Origin of the sequence: Methanospirillum hungatei JF-1 (assembly GCF_000013445.1) — an archaeon.
In the GTDB taxonomy this organism is placed as follows: Archaea; Halobacteriota; Methanomicrobia; order Methanomicrobiales; family Methanospirillaceae; genus Methanospirillum; species Methanospirillum hungatei.
The window spans coordinates 323,321-344,477 of record NC_007796.1; the positions used below are offsets into that span (position 1 = coordinate 323,321).

The window sequence follows — 21,157 nt, forward strand, 5'->3', positions numbered from 1 at the left end:
TGTTCGTCTGGCAATACAAAAAGCGTAGGAATTCTCATACCTGGACTTTTCTGAATACATGAACTGCAACTCCGATTATGGACACACACAAGATGGATAAAAATCCGATCTGAGTCAGAGGAATCTCTCCGGTCTGGAAGATCCTGATCCCATCTATCGCAAAACTGAGCGGATTTATTTGGGCTACAGGTATTAGCCATGAGGGCATCTGTTCGTAGGGCATCATTGCCGATGAGGAGAAAAACAGGGGCATCGTAATCATTGCGTTGGCAGCAGCATATTGATCATGATCATCCAGGTAGATCGCAATAGACGCCGCTGCTGAAGCGAGTAATGCCCCGAAAATGATCAGGATAAGGTATGTTCCTGCTAATTGGGATGGAGTATAGAGTTTCGCCCCAACAAGAAAAGCGAAGCAGAGAATTATCGTTGACTGAATAATTCCCCTGATTGAAATTACCAGAATCTTTCCAAACAGAATACTTTCCCGTGGTGGGGGAAGAGCAAGAAATTTATTAAAAAATCCAAGCATGCGGTCAAGAATGAGTAGTCCTCCACCAGCGAGCGATGCTGAGAGAATAGTCATCACAAGAATTCCCGGGGTTACAAAGTCGATGTAATTATCGGTAAAGGATATCGGAAGGGCCAGGCCTACAAAGAGGAGCCACGCTGCAGGCATGACCATGGCGGAAATAAACCCCCATTTCCCTCTGAACCAACGGATCAAATCCCGACGGCAGTATACCAGAATCGGATTCATCCTCTCCTCCCGGTCATATTTCGAAACGTGCTTAGATTAAAAGGACCCTTATCCTCTTCAGTTCCGACAAGATGGAGAAATACATCATCCAGAGAAGGTTTTCGAAGTGACATGGCGGTTACGGTCACGCCATTTACACTCAGGGCATCTTTGATTTGAGGGAGAGCCTCGTCTCCCGAATCAGCATAGAAGATTATGCTTTCATCTTCGAAAAAGGCGAACCTGACACCGGGAAGATCAACTCCTGTGTATGTACCTGAAACAGATACCGAAATTACATCTTTTGAGATAATTTTTTTAAGATTTTCCGGAGTGTCTATCGCCTTGATAGTGCCATGATCAATAATTGCAACCCTATCACAGTACTTATCAGCTTCATCCATGTAGTGTGTCGTTACAAAAATCGTCATCCCGGCATTGCGGAGTTTCTTAATATGCTCCCAGATCTTTTTTCGGGCTGCTACATCAAGCCCAACCGTGGGTTCATCAAGGAATAGAACCTTGGGATTGTGGACAAGAGCCTGGGCAAGTTCCAGTCTTCTTCTCATTCCACCGGAGTATACTTTGGCATATTCATCAGCACGGTCGGATAGTTCCAATATCCGGAGTACTTCTTCGGATCGTTCAGCCGGGTTTTGGACTCCGTACAGTTCTGCAAACATATGAATATTCTCTCTCCCGGTAAGCCTGACGTCAACTGCCATATCCTGCGGGACATAACTGATCGAATCCCTGACTTTCCTTGGTTCGGTCTGGATATTATATCCACAGATTTCTGCAGTTCCTTCTGTCGGTTCGAGGAGAGTTGTCAGCATCAGAACCGTGGTTGTTTTTCCTGAACCATTTGGACCGAGAATGCCAAATATCTCGTTTCCAACGGAGAGATTGATTTGATTTACAGCACAGAGGTTACCGAAGTTTTTTGTAAGCTTTTTCGTGATTATTTTACTATATGGACAGTTTTGAATTTCTTTTTTCATTCAGATCACATTTATCGGTTTGGGAGATGTCCGGTCTTCTGCCTTTTTCCAATCAGGTAAAACGTACCTGCCTGCATCTGTTGTGACAAACTGCATGGGGATTCCATATACTGAAATGATATTTTCCTCAGTCATTACCTCTTCAACAGTTCCCATACTCACAATCTCTCCTTTATCCAGCAGGATTACCCGATCTGCGTAATGATAAGCAAAATTAAGATCATGCACTGCTACCAAAACAGATCGACTTTGAGAATCTGCGATTCTTTTAATCATCTGGAATACATCAATCTGGTGCTTGATATCAAGGGCACTGGTTGGTTCATCAAACAGGAAATAATCCGGTTCCTGGGCAATTGCACGGGCAATGAAAACCCGTTGTCGTTCTCCTCCAGATAATTCGGTGAGCATTTTTTCAGCCATGGATGTGATATGGAGCATTTCCATTGCAGTATCGACTTTTGCCAGGTCATGCTGGGTCAGTGACCATTGTACATGGGGGCGGCGACCAAGAATGACAGCTTCAAGGACTGTTGAAGAGGTGAGATACTGAAAATCCTGGGGGACATACCCAATCTTTTTCGCTATCTCATTCCGGGAAATAGAATCCAGGTTCTGACCTTCCAATGAAAGGTTCCCATATTTAGGCTCCATAATTCCTGCAATTGTCTTGATTAACGTGCTTTTACCTGATCCGTTCGGTCCGATGATACACAGAACTTCTCCAAGAGGAAGAGAGAAACTGATATCAGAGAGGACACGAATGGATCCATAATGCACAGATAATTTTTCAACGACAAGTGTCATAATCCGCCTCTCATGTGATCATCCGGTGTTTTCCCCGTAATATGAGGAACATGAAAAAGATACCCCCGATTACATACATGATAACCCCGACCGGGATCTCAACCGGGTCCATAATCGTTCGTGCAGCGGTATCCGAGATCAACAGAATGAGTGCTCCCAGGAGGGCGGAACAGGGGATCAGGAACCGGTTATCATTTCCAATCAGCATTCTGCCGATATGGGGGCCCATCAGACCAATAAATCCGATAATCCCGGTAAATGCAAGGCAAGCTGATGCTGCCAGGGTTGAGACGAACAGTCCGGTCAGACGAAGTCTGTTCACATTGACCCCCAGGTTTTTTGCAACATCATCTCCGGCTGAGAGGGTATTGAGATCCCAGGCTTTGGATTCCAGATAAAGGAAACAGAGGAGTGAAATTGGAGCGACGATAATAATTGCTCCCCAGTTCGCACCCCACATCCCTCCCATCAACCAGAGGGTAATCTCCCTGAGTTTTTCATCATTTGTCAAATACTTCAGAATCATGACACCGGCAGTGAAGATATACCCGATAACAACCCCGGCAAGGATAAGGGTAGCACTTGATGAACCTTTCATCTGTGAGATTGCATAAATAAAAAGAATTGAAAACCATCCCAGAAGGAATGCTGAAAAGATGATGACGCCGTTTTGAAATTCTTTCGGGATGAAAGGCATAAGGGAGGCTCCAAAGACGATAGCCAGGGCAGCACCGAATGATGCTGCGGATGAGAGTCCAAGGGTAAAAGGACTTACAAGCGGATTTCGAAGGAGTGCCTGCATGACACATCCGGCTATCGCAAGACTTATACCGGTAAATATTGCAAGAAGTACCCGTGGCATTCTGAAATCAATCACCACCGTCTTTTCAGAAGGGAAATCTTTCAGAAGATCCGGGTTCATTACTGCCTGATGAACTATGGTAAGGATCCGATCAAAGGAGAGATGGTAGGATCCTGCATTCAGGGCATAAATACTTGCACAAAAGAGGAGAATGGTAAGCCCTGTGATAACTATGAATTTCTGTTTTCTCCCGGATAGGTATAGGGAGATGGATGCATTTTCTGGTGATTTCATCAAAAATTTCTCTGATGGTACATGAAGTAATTCATATTCAAGCCAAGGATGTTTTCATTCCTGATACTACTGCACTGGATAGATCTGAAGCAGTCAGATCTGAGATCTGGAAGTATCGTCCCTGTGTCCGCTGTGCAATGAAAGGACAGAATCCAAGTTGAATACTTAACCGTCCTTTCTGTTTTGATTCGGTATCGATAATGACGGTTTCAATTCCGGCTTTTACCAGGTCATCGGTAATTAATCCAATCTCATCTTTCAGTTTTCCTCCATTTCCGACATTCGCCCGTCCATCGGTAATAAGAACGAGTAGGGGAAGTAATGATGGATACTTTTGTTTCTCCCGCATGAGTATTGTAAGGGATTTTTGCAATCCGGCTGCAAGCGGGGTTTTTCCACCGGTTGGCAGTTCAGATAAGCGCTGGTATGCAAGATCTATGCTGGATGTAAGGGGCAGAACCACATCTGCTCCTTCACCCCGGAATGCAACAAGGCCGACACGATCCCGGTTCTGGTAGGAATCTTCAAGCAGGGAGAAAATAGCCCCTTTTGCTGCCTCCATCCGCTGTTCAACCCCCATCGAACCACTTGCATCCACGACAAAGAGGGTGGCAGTGGCCGTTTTTCCTATCCGTTTCTTCTGAAGGACTTCATCTGAACGGATAACTATGGCCAATGAGTCTGACAGACGCATCTTCTGATACGGGGAAACGGCCCGGATTGTGGCATCAAGGGCGATGTCACGTCCGGTTGGTCTTTTTTCCGCACCGATATACTGACCACGCCGGTCTCCTCCGTTCGTATCAAACCGTCGCCCCGGGGCGTATCGTTTTTCAACCGTTCTTCGGTCCGGTGATTTTATCTTATCCGGATCTATGGGCGATCCAATCCGGAACACCTGCTGTTCCTTTGGAGCGTTCCCTTGTGAAGCTGATGGATCTGTTCTGTTTTCTGGTTCAGATTGCTGGTTTTGTCCCTTGGATTCCTGTTGATCAGATGGGGGTTGATCCGGAGGGTTGTCCTGCTGATTCTCCTGATTTTGGGAAGGTTCGTTCATCAGGTCATCAAGCTTTTCCGGATCAACTTTTGGCTCCTCAAACGGTCTTCTTCTCATCCGGTGGGGAAGGGCAAGTTCAATAGCCTCCCGAAGGTCGTCCTGGTTTACGGTCTTCCGACCATCAAATGCTGCTATGGTCTTCGCTGTCCTGACAATGGTGATCTCGGCCCGGTGTGTTCGTACCCCAAGGCCAATGCACACATCCACTGCTTTTCGCACCAGATCATCTGAAATCGTTACACTGGGGAGGATTTTTATCGCTTTCCGAATCTTTTTTGCGATATCTTTCTGCTTTCTTTTGAATTTCTGACGGAAGGTATCCGGATCTTTTAAAAACTCTTCAGATGTCTTGACGATCGCCATTCGTTCATCCGGATTATCAAGTGCCTCAACCGATACCTGGAGTCCGAACCGGTCTAGTAACTGGGGTCTCAGTTCTCCCTCCTCAGGGTTCATTGTGCCGATGAGAATAAACCGTGAGGGGTGTGAAAATGATATTCCTTCACGTTCAACCGTGTTCACCCCCATGGCGGCTGCATCAAGAAGCACATCAACGACATGATCATCAAGAAGGTTTACTTCATCAATATACAGAATTCCGCGATTTGCATCAGCGAGTATTCCAGGTTCAAGTGCTTTAATTCCTTCCTTTAATGCCCGCTCAATGTCTATCGTGCCGACAACCCGATCCTCGGTTGCCCCGACCGGTAAATTCACCACCCGTATCTGCTGGTCTTTTGGATTTGGCAGAGATTTTTGTTTCTTTTTTTCTGCACAGAGTTCACAAAATTCAGATTCTTTTTTCGGATCACAGGAGAACGGGCACCCGGGAACTACCGTTATCATGGGAAGTATTTCGGCAAGAGACCGGACCGCGGTTGATTTTGCAGTCCCCTTCTCACCCCGGATAAGGACACCTCCGATGGTCGGGTTGATAGCATTCAGGACCAGGGCTTTTTTCATCTGGTCCTGGCCGATAATAGCAGTAAATGGAATAAGCGGTTTTTTATGATGATGAGACATTATTTCCCCCCTTTCATATGACCAATCTTTTCTTTCCAGGCCGAAATATCATTCATCGTGTAGATATCGATAGATCCACCCTGTACCTGACCGTAACTTCCATCCATCCGGTCTTCCATCCATCCTTCAATCATCAGATATGCCTCTTTTACTCCCTCAATTACATCCGGATCTGCTTCCCAGACTCCCCGTTCATGAGCTTCAAGGAGTCTGCGTCCAATCTCTTCGAGAGCATAGGGATTGTTCTCTTCAAAAAAGTCCCGGTTCTCCTGATTTAAGATGAAGGCCCGGGCAATGTCATCAAAGATCCAGTCATCCACCTGTCCGGTTGTGGCATCCCAGCCATAAACCCTGCCAATTCTTCGGGAGAGTTCACTTGCGCCGGAGTACCCGTGTTCTTTCAGACCGTCGATATATTTTGGATTGAGAAGTTTTGTCCTCACAACCCTGGTTAATTCTTCTGCAAGAGTCCGGACTTCTACCTGGCTGGGGTCGCGGGTATCCCCATAATAGGTGGCTATTTTTTGACCTTTCACAGTCTCTGCAGCGATGGTCATGCCCCCGTGCGTCCCGAAATAGCAGCAGCAGCCAAGGAGATCATACTCATCGGTTGCTGTTTTATTGAACGTGACATCAACGGTTTTCAGCTGGGCGATGAGATCATCATGTGCGGGTCTTCCATAGACGCCCTTTCCATACCCGTACCCGTTCCAGGCGATGTAAATATCTGCAAGTTCTGTCTCTTCTTTCCATGCAGAGGCATAGAGAGCCAGGTTTACTCCCATTCCATACGTCCCGGCCCGGCTGCCAAAGATCCGGGGCATTAGTCCGGATTTATCTGCCTGATGTTTCCTGACATAATTCATCTCGTCCGGTTCATGAAGTGCCGCGACCTGAGCAACTGCATCATCCAGCAGATCAATACAGTTGTAGAAACAGTCACGGAGAATGCCTGATGCCCGGACATTGATATCGATTCTCGGCCTTCCCAGTGTTGACAGGGGGAGTATTTTCAGACTGGTCACCCGTCCCTGCCGGTATACCGGTTCAACACCGAGCAGATGGAGAAGTTTTCCGAATGTTTCCCCATCTGACCACATGATGTCTGATGCCATCCAGTAGACGGCCACGGTCTCCGGGTACCTGCCTTCTTCAGTCCGGTACTTTTCCAGCAGAACCTCTGCCAGTTTTCTCCCAACCCTGAATGCTGCCTCAGTTGGAACCGAGTATGGGTCAAGACTGTAAAAATTCCTCCCGGTTGGAAGAATATCGGTTCTGCCCCTGCTGACAAGACCTGACGGACCTGGCTCTATATATGCTGCGGAGAGTGCCCTGAGTAATGCCTCATGCTCATCAGAAGAACCGATGAGATCTGAGAGCTCGATAACTTTTTCCGAAACCTGGCTCAGTAATGGAGAATCAGGTCGGATCAGTCGTTCTCCTAAGGCTATTTCAGCAGCATTCCGAGGATTCTCCCCCTCCAGAAGAGCAGAGACAAATTTTTTTGCCTGGTCATCCAGCATCCGGTGAAGTGCAAATTCACCGGCTTTTGGTATCATATCAAGGCCTGCAAGATCCAGCATAAGTGTACGCAGTTCCTGGTTGAACCTGAGCAGGCCGGTGATGTATGCTGCCCGTTTCTCTCCGATGGGAATTGAACCAAAGATGTGCATCCCATCTGGAATCTGGCTGTTATATATCTGTGTCAATGATGTATGAGCGGCTTTTATGACCTCATCCATTCCTCCTCCTGATTCTTTGATCTGTTCCAGTTTGATCTCCTGCCCGAGATTGGATCTCCTGATAAGGTCTAGGATAACATGTTCCAGAGCATGGGCTCGTGCAGGATCTGCATCCCTGGCACGGGTATATTCATCTATTCGGTCTGCTAATTCTGATAATTCTCCATAAAGGCCGCTTTCAGTCATAATGGACTGCATATGACCAATGAGGGTTGCTGCAGTTCTCCGCTTGGCAATCGTTCCTTCCGGGGGGTTGTCAGTGTTGTAGATATAGAGGAACGGAACCGGGCCAAGGACGGCATCAGGAAGACATGAATCTGATAGGACGACTGATTTTCCCGGCAGAAACTCAAGAGTGCCATGAGTCCCTACATGAACGATTGCATCGGCCTGGAATTCTTTTACCAGGTACTGGTACGTGGCAAAGTAATGATAGGGCGGCGGGATATCGGGATCATGCAGGATTTTACAGACCTGGCCATCACACCTGCTTCCCGCACAACCCCGTTTCGGCTGGGTCATGACGAGAATATTTCCATATGATATGCCAGTGATGACCAGTTTTCCCTCATATATCATCCCTGCCGGCACTCCGTCTTTCTCTTCGCCAGGAGGATCGCCCCAGGTTTCCCGAAGCTGGTCTTGTAATTTCCGGGGAAGGCTGGTTATCCATGGCTCCCAGGTCTCCCTGCCCAGGAGAGCTAGGGCACCTCCTTTTGTCACCGTTTCAGTGACCGATGTCCACCTGAATTCGGAGAGGGCTTTTCTCTCAAGAATGGTCGTGATAAGTTCTTTTCCATCCGCAGGTGGGTCTACCGTGTACCCGGCATTGTTCATCATCTGCAGTATCTGTGCAACCGATTCCAATGCATCAAGATGGGCAGCGGTCCCCACGGTTGCTTCAATAGATGCACATGGCGCATTGTTTAGGATAAAGGCAACTCTCCGTTCTGCAGGATTCTTCTGTTTGAGTCGAATCCACCCAGATACCAGCTGGCCGATCCGGTCAATCCGTTCAGGCAGCGGATCATGCCACTCGGTCTCTCCCATAAGCGGATCATCAGGAGATTTGACACCAGCCGGGATCATGCTGGTCATTCCAAGAAATTCAGGAACAACGATGGCCCAGCCTATCTCCGATGCCGTAAGTCCGGCACTATCCTGTTCCCAGTCTGCCTGGCTCCGGTTATAGATGATCACCGGATGGATAATCGGGACATTCAGGCTCTTTAATCCCTCAACGGTCTCTTTCGTATTCCGGGATAACGTGACTGACTGGAGATTGATGAGAAGGTCTATCTTCCCGGTGAAGTAATGGTCGATGACCTCCTGTCCGGGCCGTGCCCCGAGATCTGCATCCCCGGTCCCAATACAGAATACCGGGATGACATTATGCTCCTGTTCAAGTCTTCGGATCAGGGCATTGATAACCTTCAGGTCGCGGTTAGCCCAGTATAACCGGTAAAAGAGGATGCCGATGGTTGATGTGTGTGTTTTTCCCCGCCAGGTGAAGTAATCATCAGTACTTGTATAGATTCTGTCTGCATCAGGATGATATATGCCGTCCCAGACTGCCGGTTCGGGGGGGTCATATGACATATCTTCATGAAGGACTTCAGCCCGGAGATACCTGATGAGGTGATCGAGGTTCTTTTCTCCGCCATAGATATAGTATGCAGATGCGGTTGCGGCAACTTTTACCGGGACCGTTGAAGCCGATAGTCCTTCCTGATCATACCCGATGGGGATTACCGGTATACCTTCAGGAATTTTTGGGATGACATCATCCCAGAAGGGATCGGTTGAGGGGTGAATAATGATAAGATCAGCGGTATTGAGATGAGCGATATATGTATTGAGGGTATCCAGGTTTCGTGCTGCTGTACTGGTAATAAAGGCATGTTCTATTCCTTGTGAGTTACATGCTCTGGTCAGGAGCGGGAGTTCTCCGCCCCAGATGATTCCTGATATTTTCATAATATGAGTCCTTTTTTAAAATGATTTTAAGTCATGTCTATTTGTTCCTGTGAGGTATTTTAAAATCAGGGAATGTTTTTTAGTATGTGTGCTGGTTTTTCTGAAATGGAATTTATGTACTGAATATGAATGGTTTGGATGAAGAGCCATTTTGGAATTCACTCTACTCTATAGGGGCGATAAAATAATAATTTTTTTTATTATGTAAAATAAGTTCATACGAAATATTATTTATTCAGAAACAAAAGTTTAGATATTCTTCTTTTAATAAATTTAATCTTATATGTCTCATTTGTTTATTGAGAGAAAGGAATTGAACCCGGAATAGATATGAAATGGTCCTGTATCGCTCTCACTTTCTCTTAGTTGGTGGAAATATATTATCAGATTAAACTGAAAAAAGATAATCCGGGATTTATTTCTTTTATCCTTCCATTTTTCGGGATTTGTATTCATAATCAGATATAATTATTACAAGACTAATTATTGGTCCAATTAATGATAATGGTGTTGTCGGGTTAGATTTATTGTCTGATTCATCGGGCATCACAAGTGCTTTATTGTATGCCAGAACATCCGGAAGTGATTCAACATTGGGTAATGATTTTGGGAAGTTAGTAAAAATTACTCGCTTTGCATTGATGCCATGATACTTCAATGCTTCTTCCACACCTTTTGCCATCTCTTCGGATTGCATATTTTCAATAATATACCGGACATTCCGGTATTTTTCAGGGCTATTGTAAATATCTGATACTAACGCCCGTGGCGTGTTCTGACCCTGGTTATAAAAATCAGGACCGAATACATTGACAATATTCAAACCAAGCCATTTATCAGCAGCATCAGATTGCCAGATCATGACAATGACATCCTGATTCCTGATAACATCTTTCTCTGCTTCTGTTAAATCTGCGGAATCAATTTTATCCAGGTATTCAGTTAGTCTTGATTCATAATAAGAGGCATTAGAAGGATCTGCCTGCCTTAACCATCCTGCAACCTGCTCTGATAAATTTTTTGCAGTATCGGGCGTATTCCATGAGGTCCCGGGAATAACAGTTTTCCAGGTAATGGGTTTGAATCCATTAGCGTCCATAAACCTGTCAATATATGGTATTACCATTTCAGCATCAAGACTGTCATTATGGGCAACATACAGATCGGCATCCCGGATGAATTCAATCTGCATCTGCATCCTGTTTGGAACAATATCTGTCTGCATATGAGGGCAGATGGAAGGGTCGGTGATATAAATTGCATGCACCTTTTCTCCCCCGATAAACTGGATTGGTTCCCAGAGGACTGAGGTGGTTGACACAACATTAAGTCCGGATACACTTAATGGAAATATAAGGGTTAATAGTGTGAAAAAAAATAATAATAATTTAATCATTCATACAATATTGCGTACAATAACATTATAATTTTTCTTTTGTAATTCTCCTTTTTGGTGAGAGGATTACTGAAAATACAAGAATAAATGAGAAGAAAACTGCAATTAGAGGTCCCACCGGAAGGGAGCATTCAAGGCCGATTACCGCTCCTGAAATGCTGATAATTGCACCCACGATAGGAGCAACGATAAACATACTGCTCAGTTTTGTACAAAACTGAAGAGCGATTGCAGCCGGGGTGATAAGCCATATATAGAGTAATAGCCCACCAACAATCGGGAGACACAATGCCACGGTCAGGGCAATGACAAAAAGCAAGACATAATAGATGGGTCTAACACGGATACCAACCGATTCAGCAATTTTTTTGTTGAAAATGATGCAGGTTATCTCCTTGTAGAGAATTGCCACAAATGCGACCGATACGAGGCAGACGAGGGCGAGAAGATAAACATCTTCACGGTATAATGAAATTACATTTCCAAACATCAGTCCCATCGCAGAAAAACCCCTCCCCAGCATCGTCATATACGCAATGAAGAAAATTGCAAGTGCCATGCAGATGCCAAAAAGGAGTCCCAGGGCTGTATCAGCAGATACTTTCGCCTTGTCGCTCAATGGGCCTATAAGAAATGCTACACAAATGCTGGCAATAATTGCAGAAAGGGTGGCGTTAATAGAAAAGAAGATACCAATTGCCGCTCCGGCAAAAGCGGCATGGGACATCGTAAACCCTATTGAAGAGATCTGGACCTGGGTGATGATTACACCAAGAACAGCACATGCGATTGATGCAAAAAGCATTGCTTCCACGGTCCGGCAGACCACGATGTTTGTAATGATGAATTCAAGCATGGATATTCCCCGGTCCACAGTTTCTGATCATTTGTTCAACACTTCCTGGTGCTGATACCCGGTTCATCATTATCTTCCCTTTATTCATGACAACAACCCTGACGTCCCGGTCAGGAAGATCATCAAATGCATGAGAGACAATGAGAATAGTCATTCCCTCATTTACAAGCCTTATTAAAAGTGAATTTATCATGTCCCTGGCAAACATATCCAGGTTTGAAAACGGTTCATCGAGAAGGAGAACTTCCGGGTTTCTGGCTAGATTTAATGCAAGGAGGACTTTTTGTTGTTGTCCGCCTGATAGCTGGCCGATAGGAGTATCCTTCAGGTCTTCAATGCCAAGGAGCGACATAGCTGATCTGGCAGCGATGTGATCTTCCTCCTTCGGTTTTCGAAACGTTCCAATCATTCCATATCTCCCCATGATCACTACTTCTTCTACGGAAAAGGGAGTGAGCGGGTCGAATACAAAGTTCTGGATGAGGTACCCTACATTGCATCTGACCCGGTTTCCATCCTTTCGGACATCATATCCGCACACCGTTGCAGTTCCATGGGTTATGGTTAGCATCCCGTTTATCGTTTCAAGGAGGGTGGTTTTTCCGGCACCGTTCGGACCGCCAATGATGACATACTCTCCTTTCTCCACAGAGAGAGAGATGTCGGTTAACGTAGGGCGGTTCGCTCCTTCATAGGCAGTATAGATGTTATGCAACTGAATGATTGGATCAGATTTTATCATGAATTCTCCTTTTTTTGACAAATAATTAATTCTGAATAAAAAATTACTATTTTTTCAATAAAGAAAGAAAAATAGAAAAAAGATCTATGTTAATGAAACTGTAAAGTCTTTTACTGGTATCTGTCCAGATGCAATTGACTTTTTCGTTGCTTTGTCGATGATGTCATAAGTCAGATAATCACCGACATCCACACTGAATGCTCCTGCGGCTCCACTCGGCTTCCAGGAAATTTTCTTCCATGGAGCTGAACTATCTCCCGATATTCTCCACCTGGCATAATCAGCATGAAGAACAAATTTCGACCCTGGAGAACTTATTGAACCTTTTTCTGGAAATGTTTCAAGGTATTTTGTCCATCCCTTTGAGAATGTGGACTGGATATTTGTATGATCGCCGAAGAAAGAATCACTACTTTCAGGAGTTTTTCCATTTGAGATTACTGATTTTGCACTGGGGTATTTGGTACAACCTAAATATATCTCAACGTTGTTTAGATTAATCCCGTCTCCACCCTGATGTTCAAAGACAACGTATATGTCAGCAGCCTTTCCCGCTACTACATTAAAATCATAATCAGTATTTGAGCCATCATATGCTTCGTTCACAACTATATCTTTAGCAACAATACTTGCCTGGGGTGCCTTACTGGTATCTCCTGCAAACCCTCCAGCAAACCCTGAAACAACAGCGGCGATGATAATTGTCACCACAAGCATCAGCAGAATTCCTATGACCGGCGAAACCGCACTATCCTTATGTTCAATAAATTTCATCTTTTTCACCCCTGCAAGTTTATCTTCGTATCAAGGATGTACTTACCACTCGGTTTATGGAGCCATTTGATATCTACCTGTGATCCCTGCTGAATGCATTGCTCAAGAAGATCTGCTCCTGCTGCAAAGTCAGCTGCGTTAACCGGGTAGAGTGACGATTCTGGCACCAAACCAAGGAATCCTGCAGTAACACCTTTTTTATATGTTCTTACTACCTGACCCGGCATCAGGGTATAAACTCCAAACCAACATGGGTTACTTCCACCTGCATCAATCTGGGCAGTGGTATTATAATAATTCCCAAGCATCTGGTCGCGTATAAATGGTACACGAGTATATCCGGTGGTTGTTTCATTCTGGAATGGAGAGTTCGCGTTCTGCTTGTGAGTTACCACCGTTCCATTTGGCAATGTCAGGTAAGTAATAATTTCAATATCTTTGGTTGGAAGTGGATCCCCACTTAAATGCTCAAAGTAAATGCCAAAGTTGTTTTTATCAATAGCATCACCATAGTAATTCGTTCCGTACCCGGTCTTTACCTGAATACTTGCCTGGGGAACCTTTTGTGTATCTCCTGCGAGGCCCCCGGCAAACCCGGATACAACGGCTGCAATAATAATTGTCACAACCAGCATCAATAGGACACCGATAACTGGTGAGACTGCGTCTTCAAATAAACGATAATTTTTCTTCATTCTTTTCTCCTCCGGTCAGCTGGTCCTTACAGAAAATTCCGGCACGACGACTTTGCCGCTGGAGATAGTCTTCTGGGTGTTTTTATCCATCAGGTCGTAGACCAGTACCTGCCCCTGCTTTATAAAGAACGGATATGCTCCGGCCTGCTGATGCCAGGCTACCTGACCTGCGTTGTTTGCATAATCTGCGTGAAGGACAAAACGCTCCCCGGGTTTAACGGTAGTACTGGTTTTATCCGGGAATTTTTCGATATATTTACTCCAACCCTGACTCCATCCCGGAATGGTAGATTTCACTCCAATTTGTCCGGCAGTTCCCTGTGAATGAGTCATATCAGGTCCGGTTTGAGGAGTTAATGCTCTGCTTACCACTGTTCCGGAATGGGGTTGATCTAAAGCACTTAAATGCATTTCAACCCCATCAAGGTTGATAGGTTCACCGCCTTTGTGTTCAAAAGTGATAAATATGTCCGCTGCAGGATTGGTTGCTCCCTGTGCCGGAGCCCGTAGTCCCTGTCCAAAATTGACATTTGAACCAATATACCTGACATCTTTTATCTGGAAATCTGTAGGATTGATCGACGCCTGGGGTGCTTTTTCCTGACCGCCTGATAACCCTCCGGCAAATCCGGATACAACCGCTGCGATAATGATTGTCACTACCAGCATAAGCAGAATACCAATAACCGGAGAGACAGCTGAATCTTTATATGTAATTTGTTTCATGGTCTCTCACTTCCTCAAAACAATCTTCTTATCCAGTATGTATTTTTCACTCGGTTTATGGAGCAGTTTGATCTCTACATTCGAATTTTTCGTGTATGCATCATTTAATATCGCGGTTGCGGCGGAATATTCAGCATCAGTTCCCGGCTGTGGATTACTTACCAGACCAAGGATGTTTGCAGTCATGTTGGTATGGTAAGTTCTGGCCACATCGCCTGGAAGCCATACTGCCTTTCCGAACCATGCAGGGTTTTCTGCTGTTCCTAATGTGTCAGTTCCACTCAATACCCATCCGGTTCCTAAAGTAACATCAGCTCCAATTGGATTACATGGGTAAGCGTATTTCTGAGGGTCTGTCAGATGAGGTCCTCTGGAATACATAGCAACTGGATTTGTATTTCCCCTTCCTAGCGGTGAGGAAGGAGTCTGGACATGTTTTACCACCGTACCATTCGGGAGGGTAAGAAAGGTAATTAACTCACAATCCTTGGTCAGAATAGGATCTCCCCCCAGATGCTCAAATGATATTTCTAGTTGTCCATCCTGACTTCCTGCTTTCACCTCAAAACTTGCTTGGGGAGCCTTTTCCTGTGATCCGGCTAGTCCGCCGGCAAATCCGCTGACAACTGCGGCGATGATAATAGTCACCACCAACATCAGCAGAACACCAACTACCGGCGATACTGCACAATCTTTCCTTATCATAAATAATTCTCCGTAGCTCTCAGTTCATTTCTTTGAGCTAATTTAGTATTAATTTTTTAATACATTAATGATTTGATAATACTAATTTTAATTTTGTATTATATTTATTGCCTAAATAATAAAATTATTAACCTTCATATAAACTATTTTCAACTCTAAATTAAAATAATGTAAGAATGAAAAACTCACATTTCCTCAATATCCTGTTCTCTCCTCTCATTTTTTTTATATCTCTCTCTTTCATACTCACCTCCGGTTGTCTGGGTATTCCTGGATTACCTGATTATGAACCGACGATGGATACTCAGGAACAAACGCAGGGGGAGGACCTGTCGGAGTTGAACGAACTCAATTCTTATGAACCTGAATTTATTCCCACGACACCGGAACCTACCCCCACTCCACTCATCTCAACCGTTTCTGACTGGAACCCCTATGAGATCCTCCCCCTGCCCCCTGCCTCCAAAAACCGGACATCAATCCTGAAAAATCCCATCTCTCTCAATCGCCAGCACCTGAATATCACGTATACTAGCTCAGTCGGACTGGGAGGATATGCGGTTGGGAAAGTTTTGAGCATAACAAAAGGCCCGTTTGCGATCTCATACACTATTCACCCTAATGTTACAAACCCCCTTCTCGTATGGGCAAAGCTTACCGTCAGTGATCCCTGGCAACGGATAATCGCCGAGGATGGATATAACCGGGGATACTCAAGCGAAGAAACAAAGACGATAACGATATACCGGGAAGGAATCCACTACCTGACTATCGAAGGAGAATTTGCGACAGTGGATTATTCCGTAAAGACCGGAGATCCGGCACTCGAGATCACACCGACACCGGTTCCGGAATATTATGAAGGGACATGGCCGGAAGGGGAGGGGCCGTACTGATGGGATGATTGTGGGAGAGGTAGGTGGAGATCAAAACAAGCCTGGATACCAAGGAGAATTGGTTCATGTGGATAATTCAATACAATAACTTCTTCGCTATCAATTTTTGCTTATCTGGTTACGTAGAATATTGTTATGAAAGTCATTTCATCAGGATTTAGAATGGCGAACCAATATTAAAGTAATAAGATCTGAGTGGTATTTATATTTTATATAAAAATTGATCGAAATTTATTAATAATTTAAAAAACTTATTTGCTTTATGGTACCAAAGATCCCTGGTATTACGAAAGGCCCTCGGACCTTGAGAGGTATAATGAATAAGGCAAGTACTGGTGACGGTAGGATAAAACCTGAATATAAGAAATTACTAGAAGAGGGTATTTTTTATGGAATTCCTAAGAAAAAGAGAAAAAAATAATTTTCATGTCCTTTTTCGCCAGTCTTTTATTTTACTTTAACCATTATTCAGTTTAACTGCCTAAATAATCATTTACACATTTCTCAATTATGATATGCACAAATTGGCACATATGCACAATTTATCTATCCTGGTTGCAAATCTATTCCTATGGAATCGAGTGTGTATAATATAAACCAAAATGAGATTAAACGGATTCCGATTAAGGTTCAAACATGGCAAAGTCTCCATGAACTCAAAAAGGCTGGGCAGAGCTATGATAACCTCATCGCTGGAATGATAAAACGTGAAAAAGATTTTAGAGATTGGCAGATGGTAATGGAGATTGATCAATCGGGAGAATTTGAGCCTTTTGAGGCAGAACAAATTATGAACGGGGATTTAACGGAAGAGGAGTAAAACCCGTGTATACTATCCTTATAGAAAAAAAGGCGCGTGAATATCTCCAGAAATTACCATTAAACACGTCGGATTATTGTAGAAAAAATTCAGGAACTACAATTAAATCCTTTTTCCGGGGGCAATAGAGAAAAACTGGAATTTCAAAATCCTCCGGTAGTATATCGTCTCCATATCTCTCGTTCTTATACAGTTTTTTACCTCATTGAAGAAGAAAAAAAGGTTGTTAAAATTGCAAAGATAGAAACGATTGAAAAAGCTCACAAAACATACTCCCGGAAATAGTATTATTGCCATATCAATAATCATCCGTTCCCTGCTCTCCATACTCTCGTCTCCATCAAACACGAAGAGGTCAGGTCATTTATCCTTCCCGATCTGAGCTTCTTTTCATTCCTGGTTTTTATCATTTTAGGAAACGGAATTTGACATGAAGAAAACAATAACCATTTCCCTGGATATAGGACTTTTATAAATTCCTCTCTTGAAGGATATCAACACCCGATCCCTACCCCCATTATTTCCAAAGTCACTGACTGGAATCCATACGAAGTTCTTCCTCTCCCGAAATAAATCGGAAATCGCACATCGATATTGAGAAATGATGATACAAATGCCAGAAAACCACTTAACACCACATTTTCAGGTTCTGTTGGTCTTGGTGGATATGCAAACGGAAAATTATTGAATATCACAAAAGGCCCGTTTGCCATCACCTATTCCGTTCACCCGCACGTTACAAACCCCCTTCTCGTATGGGCAAAGCTTACCGTCAGTGATCCCTGGCAACGAATAATCGCCGAGGATGGATATAACCGGGGATACTCAAGCGAAGAAACAAAGACGATAACGATATACCGGGAAGGAATCCATTACCTGACCATCGAAGGAGAATTTGCGACAGTGAATTATTCCATAAAGACCGGAGATCCTGCACCCGAGATGACACCGACACCGGTTCCGGAGTATTAAGAGGATGAATGGCCGGAAGGGGAGGGGCCGTACTGATGGGAAGGAGGTGAACAATCGAGTAGAACAGATATATTTCCCGAATCCCTCCCATCCTCCCAACTCTGGTTCTCGATCCTGAACTCTTTCTCCCTTTTTTTCGTTATCTCATCACTTAAGTTTCAAACCATGCAGGGTATATCGAATTTCTCAATCTCTACAACAACTTTCTTCCCCTGAAGGATGATTGCCAGTTTTATTATTTTATCCGGCTTTATGCCGGCATTGAGGATAGCAGATATATACTCCTTCTCTTGGATCTGTTCGATTGCATCTTGGGCAGTTTTCTCTGTATCGGTTTTGGTATCTGTAGTTTTAAATTCTATAATATAGGCAAAATAATTATGACTTTTTCTTGGAATCATGAGTATATCTGCCCGGCCATACCCTGCCTCCGGGTTTGATCTGATCTCATAGATATTTCTCAGGTTCGCCAAAAGTCCGAGTATGAATGCATGAAAGACTGCTTCAGGAAGTTTTGCCAGATCATACATGCTTACCAGACGTAACGTAAGATCTTGTAAAATACTTTCAAGATGCTGGAGCGATCTTTCACCCAGAAAACATTTCATAAGTGCATCAAGCCCACCATCTGTCTAATCATAAAGTGACTCAATGAAATGTTCATACATGTAACTAATTTCCCGATTTGGGATTGAAAGTTGATAGGTAATCCTCCCCCGAAGATCAGGTTGCGGATTTTCAGCCTTCAGATATCCGGAATAATATAAAAAACTCCAGATGTTCATCGGATTTTTTCCGATATCAGGAAAGGTAATGGTTTCAGATATCGGATAGCGAATCTCTCCCCCGGATAAAAGAATTTCAAGGTCACGTTTAATTTCCAGACCCCCGGTTGCAAGTTCCTCGTAGACAAGAGCATTTGAAGACGTATTGAGCCATTTCGGTCCGGGAGGATTTGGAATTGCCTGAATGTAACTTATGACAGACCAAGGATTGTATATTGTCTGCTCACCGTATGAATACCCGTTATACCAGTCGCGTATGATCCCGGCATGACTTTGAGCATGAAAGGCATCAAGGATACATTTCATTTCAGGTTCAGTAAAACCGAATTTATCTGAGAAAGGACCTATCATAAGTGGACTTGCAACGTCCAGGTTATTCAGCTCTGAGAAGATCGATTCTTTTGCAATGCGAAGAATTCCTGTTATAACTGCCCGAAAGAGTGCATGTCCATGTTCCTGTTTTAATCCTGCACCTAGCCATTCCCGCATGAAGGAAGCCATTTCATCATAATATCCCCGTATCCACGCTTCTATCATGGGAGTATCATATTCATCGATAAGGATTATTACCGGCTTTTTGTGATATTCATACAGCCATAACGTCAGTAATTCAAGGCTGAGTGAAAGGATTGTGTCAGATGGGCGAAAGGATACCAGTGATGTGTAGATCTCCTGATCCTCCAAACGCAGAGATGAGACCGAAAGATCTGCTGAAGAACAGCATCTGCCAATCATCTGAATGATCTGCTCTTTGGCATCAGCCCAGGTATTCCCTTTTATCTTTTTTAATGTCAGATAAATGACCGGGTACTGCCCTTGATGGCACATATATTGGGGATGGGTTGCGATAGCATACTTTTCAAATAAGTATGACCGGTTCTCGCCAGATTTTTCAAAGAAATATTTAAGCATCGTCATATTCAGGGTCTTACCAAACCTCCGTGGCCGGGGTATCAGAGTAACGTCGCTGCCATCGATAATCTCCTTTATGAGTAAAGTTTTATCGACAAAGTACCCATCCTGATCGTGAAGTTTTTTGAAATCATCAGTTCCGATACGAAATTTTGGCATCTTTCATCTCTTCCCGGTAATTCTCTGATATCTATTGCCCTGAAATTGGATATCTTTTACTGCACTCATCCGCTCTTGAATGCCATACTCCAGTTCCATCAAATACAAAAATGTATCATTCATTCACGGCTTATGATCTACATAATAATTGTCACCTTTCGTTAAATGACAGAAAAATGATTAAAACAGGGCCCTGTCTGAAAATCCGGTGATAGCACTCGCGAAATTCGATCCTGATAATTTATGGTTTTCATTCTGTCTTTTGTAATTACATAATCCAATGAGATAGATCAGAACAACCAATGGGTATACAATACAATGGACCACCTGAAAAAACGAAAAGGGATGGACTTTTCAAATGGGCATAGGTCAGCCCCTCTGGAGCAGAGTGGTACGTACTTCAGAAATGAACAGATATAAATTTATAATTTATAAAATAATTTTATGATTATTATAATAATATTTTTATGGCTGGCTTCTATTGCCGGATATCTGGTTGGCCTTATAAATTCACCTTGAAAATTTTAAACAATAGCGACCCTCTATTAAACCGATAATTTCTGATTATTTTATAAACAGGGTTCAAATTACTGTTATTTATCAGCCAAAATCGGATGTAATAACAAATCCTTTAATCTGACTTTATTTTGGCGAAATACCCTGAGTTTACACTCATGAAATCACATCACAGGTCTCCAGATCCTCAATCTCTATGTATGTTTCCAAGGATTGAAAAAAAAACACCACGCAGGATTCCTCCTAAAAAAGGTATACATGGGATGATAGATGGAAATCCGGGTTTATTTGGATAATAATCAATAAAATGGATTCATATAATTGATAGGTAAAACGATACAATCATGCTTGAGGAGAAGGAAATGCCCTGTAAAGCCCGGCTAATAGAAAAACCACAGGCTTTTCGATCATTTTCTTCCAAACATCTCAAAATAATACGCATTCCATGCTTCTATTTCTGTATCATATGAATCAAAATTCGGATTCATGGCCTCTACTATCGCAACGGCAATCATATGTGCACACGGTCCTCCTGTCTGCATATAATCCTGACACGTGCAGGTATCTTCAATGACTCTATGATCGAATGAATCATCATGAATTATATAATGATCTTGCGTTTCCCGTACGACTACTCCTTTGCTCACCATCGATATCGCCCGTCTCCCCCTTCCTTTGTACTTTTGTATGATCCGTTTTTTCATCCGATCATCATAAGGAGCTCCGAGATCAAGATCTTCAAGTGGATCCCTCATTCTATA

At 43.7% G+C, this 21,157-nt stretch carries 19 protein-coding genes; 3 read left to right on the forward strand and 16 right to left on the reverse strand.

Annotation, left to right across the window (positions count from 1 at the left end; genetic code table 11):
* Positions 1 to 34: 34 nt before the first annotated feature.
* From MHUN_RS01490 to MHUN_RS19120, 13 genes are all read right to left on the reverse strand, one after another.
* On the reverse strand, positions 35 to 760 hold the full coding sequence (locus MHUN_RS01490; RefSeq protein WP_011447353.1) for an ABC transporter permease: 726 nt from the start codon (positions 758 to 760) through the stop codon (positions 35 to 37).
* Complete coding sequence (locus tag MHUN_RS01495) at positions 757 to 1,740, reverse strand: daunorubicin resistance protein DrrA family ABC transporter ATP-binding protein (protein ID WP_011447354.1); 984 nt, start codon at positions 1,738 to 1,740, stop codon at positions 757 to 759. The genes MHUN_RS01490 and MHUN_RS01495 overlap by 4 nt, the downstream gene beginning before the upstream one ends.
* Positions 1,741 to 2,547, reverse strand: a complete 807-nt coding sequence (locus tag MHUN_RS01500) for an ABC transporter ATP-binding protein (protein ID WP_011447355.1) — start codon at positions 2,545 to 2,547, stop codon at positions 1,741 to 1,743.
* Between the two features lie 10 nt (positions 2,548 to 2,557).
* Positions 2,558 to 3,643, reverse strand: a complete 1,086-nt coding sequence (locus MHUN_RS01505) for a FecCD family ABC transporter permease (protein ID WP_011447356.1) — start codon at positions 3,641 to 3,643, stop codon at positions 2,558 to 2,560.
* A 37-nt stretch (positions 3,644 to 3,680) separates the two neighbouring features.
* Positions 3,681 to 5,723 (reverse strand): putative cobaltochelatase, encoded by a 2,043-nt coding sequence (locus MHUN_RS01510; RefSeq protein WP_011447357.1) that lies wholly within the window; start codon positions 5,721 to 5,723, stop codon positions 3,681 to 3,683.
* On the reverse strand, positions 5,723 to 9,442 hold the full coding sequence (cobN, locus tag MHUN_RS01515; RefSeq protein WP_011447358.1) for a cobaltochelatase subunit CobN: 3,720 nt from the start codon (positions 9,440 to 9,442) through the stop codon (positions 5,723 to 5,725). The genes MHUN_RS01510 and cobN overlap by 1 nt, the downstream gene beginning before the upstream one ends.
* A gap of 424 nt (positions 9,443 to 9,866) precedes the next feature.
* Complete coding sequence (locus tag MHUN_RS01520) at positions 9,867 to 10,763, reverse strand: metal ABC transporter substrate-binding protein (RefSeq protein WP_239441552.1); 897 nt, start codon at positions 10,761 to 10,763, stop codon at positions 9,867 to 9,869.
* A 100-nt stretch (positions 10,764 to 10,863) separates the two neighbouring features.
* On the reverse strand, positions 10,864 to 11,694 hold the full coding sequence (locus tag MHUN_RS01525) for a metal ABC transporter permease (RefSeq protein ID WP_011447360.1): 831 nt from the start codon (positions 11,692 to 11,694) through the stop codon (positions 10,864 to 10,866).
* Complete coding sequence (locus tag MHUN_RS01530; protein ID WP_011447361.1) at positions 11,687 to 12,436, reverse strand: metal ABC transporter ATP-binding protein; 750 nt, start codon at positions 12,434 to 12,436, stop codon at positions 11,687 to 11,689. The genes MHUN_RS01525 and MHUN_RS01530 overlap by 8 nt, the downstream gene beginning before the upstream one ends.
* Positions 12,437 to 12,520: 84 nt before the next feature.
* The gene (locus tag MHUN_RS17035) at positions 12,521 to 13,210 is read right to left on the reverse strand and encodes a type IV pilin (protein WP_011447362.1); all 690 of its coding nucleotides are present in this window, start codon (positions 13,208 to 13,210) and stop codon (positions 12,521 to 12,523) included.
* A 5-nt stretch (positions 13,211 to 13,215) separates the two neighbouring features.
* The gene (locus MHUN_RS01540; protein ID WP_011447363.1) at positions 13,216 to 13,905 is read right to left on the reverse strand and encodes a type IV pilin N-terminal domain-containing protein; all 690 of its coding nucleotides are present in this window, start codon (positions 13,903 to 13,905) and stop codon (positions 13,216 to 13,218) included.
* Positions 13,906 to 13,920: 15 nt separating this feature from the next.
* A complete protein-coding gene (locus MHUN_RS19115; protein WP_011447364.1) occupies positions 13,921 to 14,631 on the reverse strand; it encodes a type IV pilin N-terminal domain-containing protein in 711 nt (236 codons plus the stop codon).
* A 6-nt stretch (positions 14,632 to 14,637) separates the two neighbouring features.
* Positions 14,638 to 15,336: a type IV pilin N-terminal domain-containing protein gene (locus tag MHUN_RS19120; protein ID WP_011447365.1), complete on the reverse strand. Its 699-nt coding sequence runs from the start codon at positions 15,334 to 15,336 to the stop codon at positions 14,638 to 14,640.
* A 338-nt stretch (positions 15,337 to 15,674) separates the two neighbouring features.
* Here MHUN_RS19120 and MHUN_RS01555 point away from each other — a divergent pair, with 338 nt between their 5' ends.
* The 3 genes from MHUN_RS01555 (at position 15,675) to MHUN_RS01570 (ending at position 18,024) form a co-directional block, all read left to right on the forward strand.
* Entirely contained in the window at positions 15,675 to 16,232 is a 558-nt protein-coding gene (locus tag MHUN_RS01555) for a hypothetical protein (RefSeq protein WP_143709311.1), read from the forward strand.
* Positions 16,233 to 16,803: 571 nt separating this feature from the next.
* A complete protein-coding gene (locus tag MHUN_RS01560; protein WP_011447367.1) occupies positions 16,804 to 17,052 on the forward strand; it encodes a hypothetical protein in 249 nt (82 codons plus the stop codon).
* A 594-nt stretch (positions 17,053 to 17,646) separates the two neighbouring features.
* Entirely contained in the window at positions 17,647 to 18,024 is a 378-nt protein-coding gene (locus MHUN_RS01570) for a hypothetical protein (protein ID WP_011447369.1), read from the forward strand.
* 158 nt (positions 18,025 to 18,182) lie between these two features.
* On the opposite strand, the gene MHUN_RS19360 is transcribed toward MHUN_RS01570, so the two are convergent.
* The 3 genes from MHUN_RS19360 to MHUN_RS01580 form a co-directional block, all read right to left on the reverse strand.
* Positions 18,183 to 18,632, reverse strand: coding sequence for a PD-(D/E)XK nuclease domain-containing protein (locus MHUN_RS19360; protein ID WP_052288784.1), 450 nt, complete (start codon positions 18,630 to 18,632; stop codon positions 18,183 to 18,185).
* Positions 18,633 to 18,656: 24 nt separating this feature from the next.
* Complete coding sequence (locus MHUN_RS01575) at positions 18,657 to 19,880, reverse strand: AAA family ATPase (RefSeq protein ID WP_052288785.1); 1,224 nt, start codon at positions 19,878 to 19,880, stop codon at positions 18,657 to 18,659.
* A gap of 923 nt (positions 19,881 to 20,803) precedes the next feature.
* Positions 20,804 to 21,151, reverse strand: a complete 348-nt coding sequence (locus MHUN_RS01580; RefSeq protein ID WP_204223008.1) for an SWIM zinc finger family protein — start codon at positions 21,149 to 21,151, stop codon at positions 20,804 to 20,806.
* Positions 21,152 to 21,157: the final 6 nt, after the last annotated feature.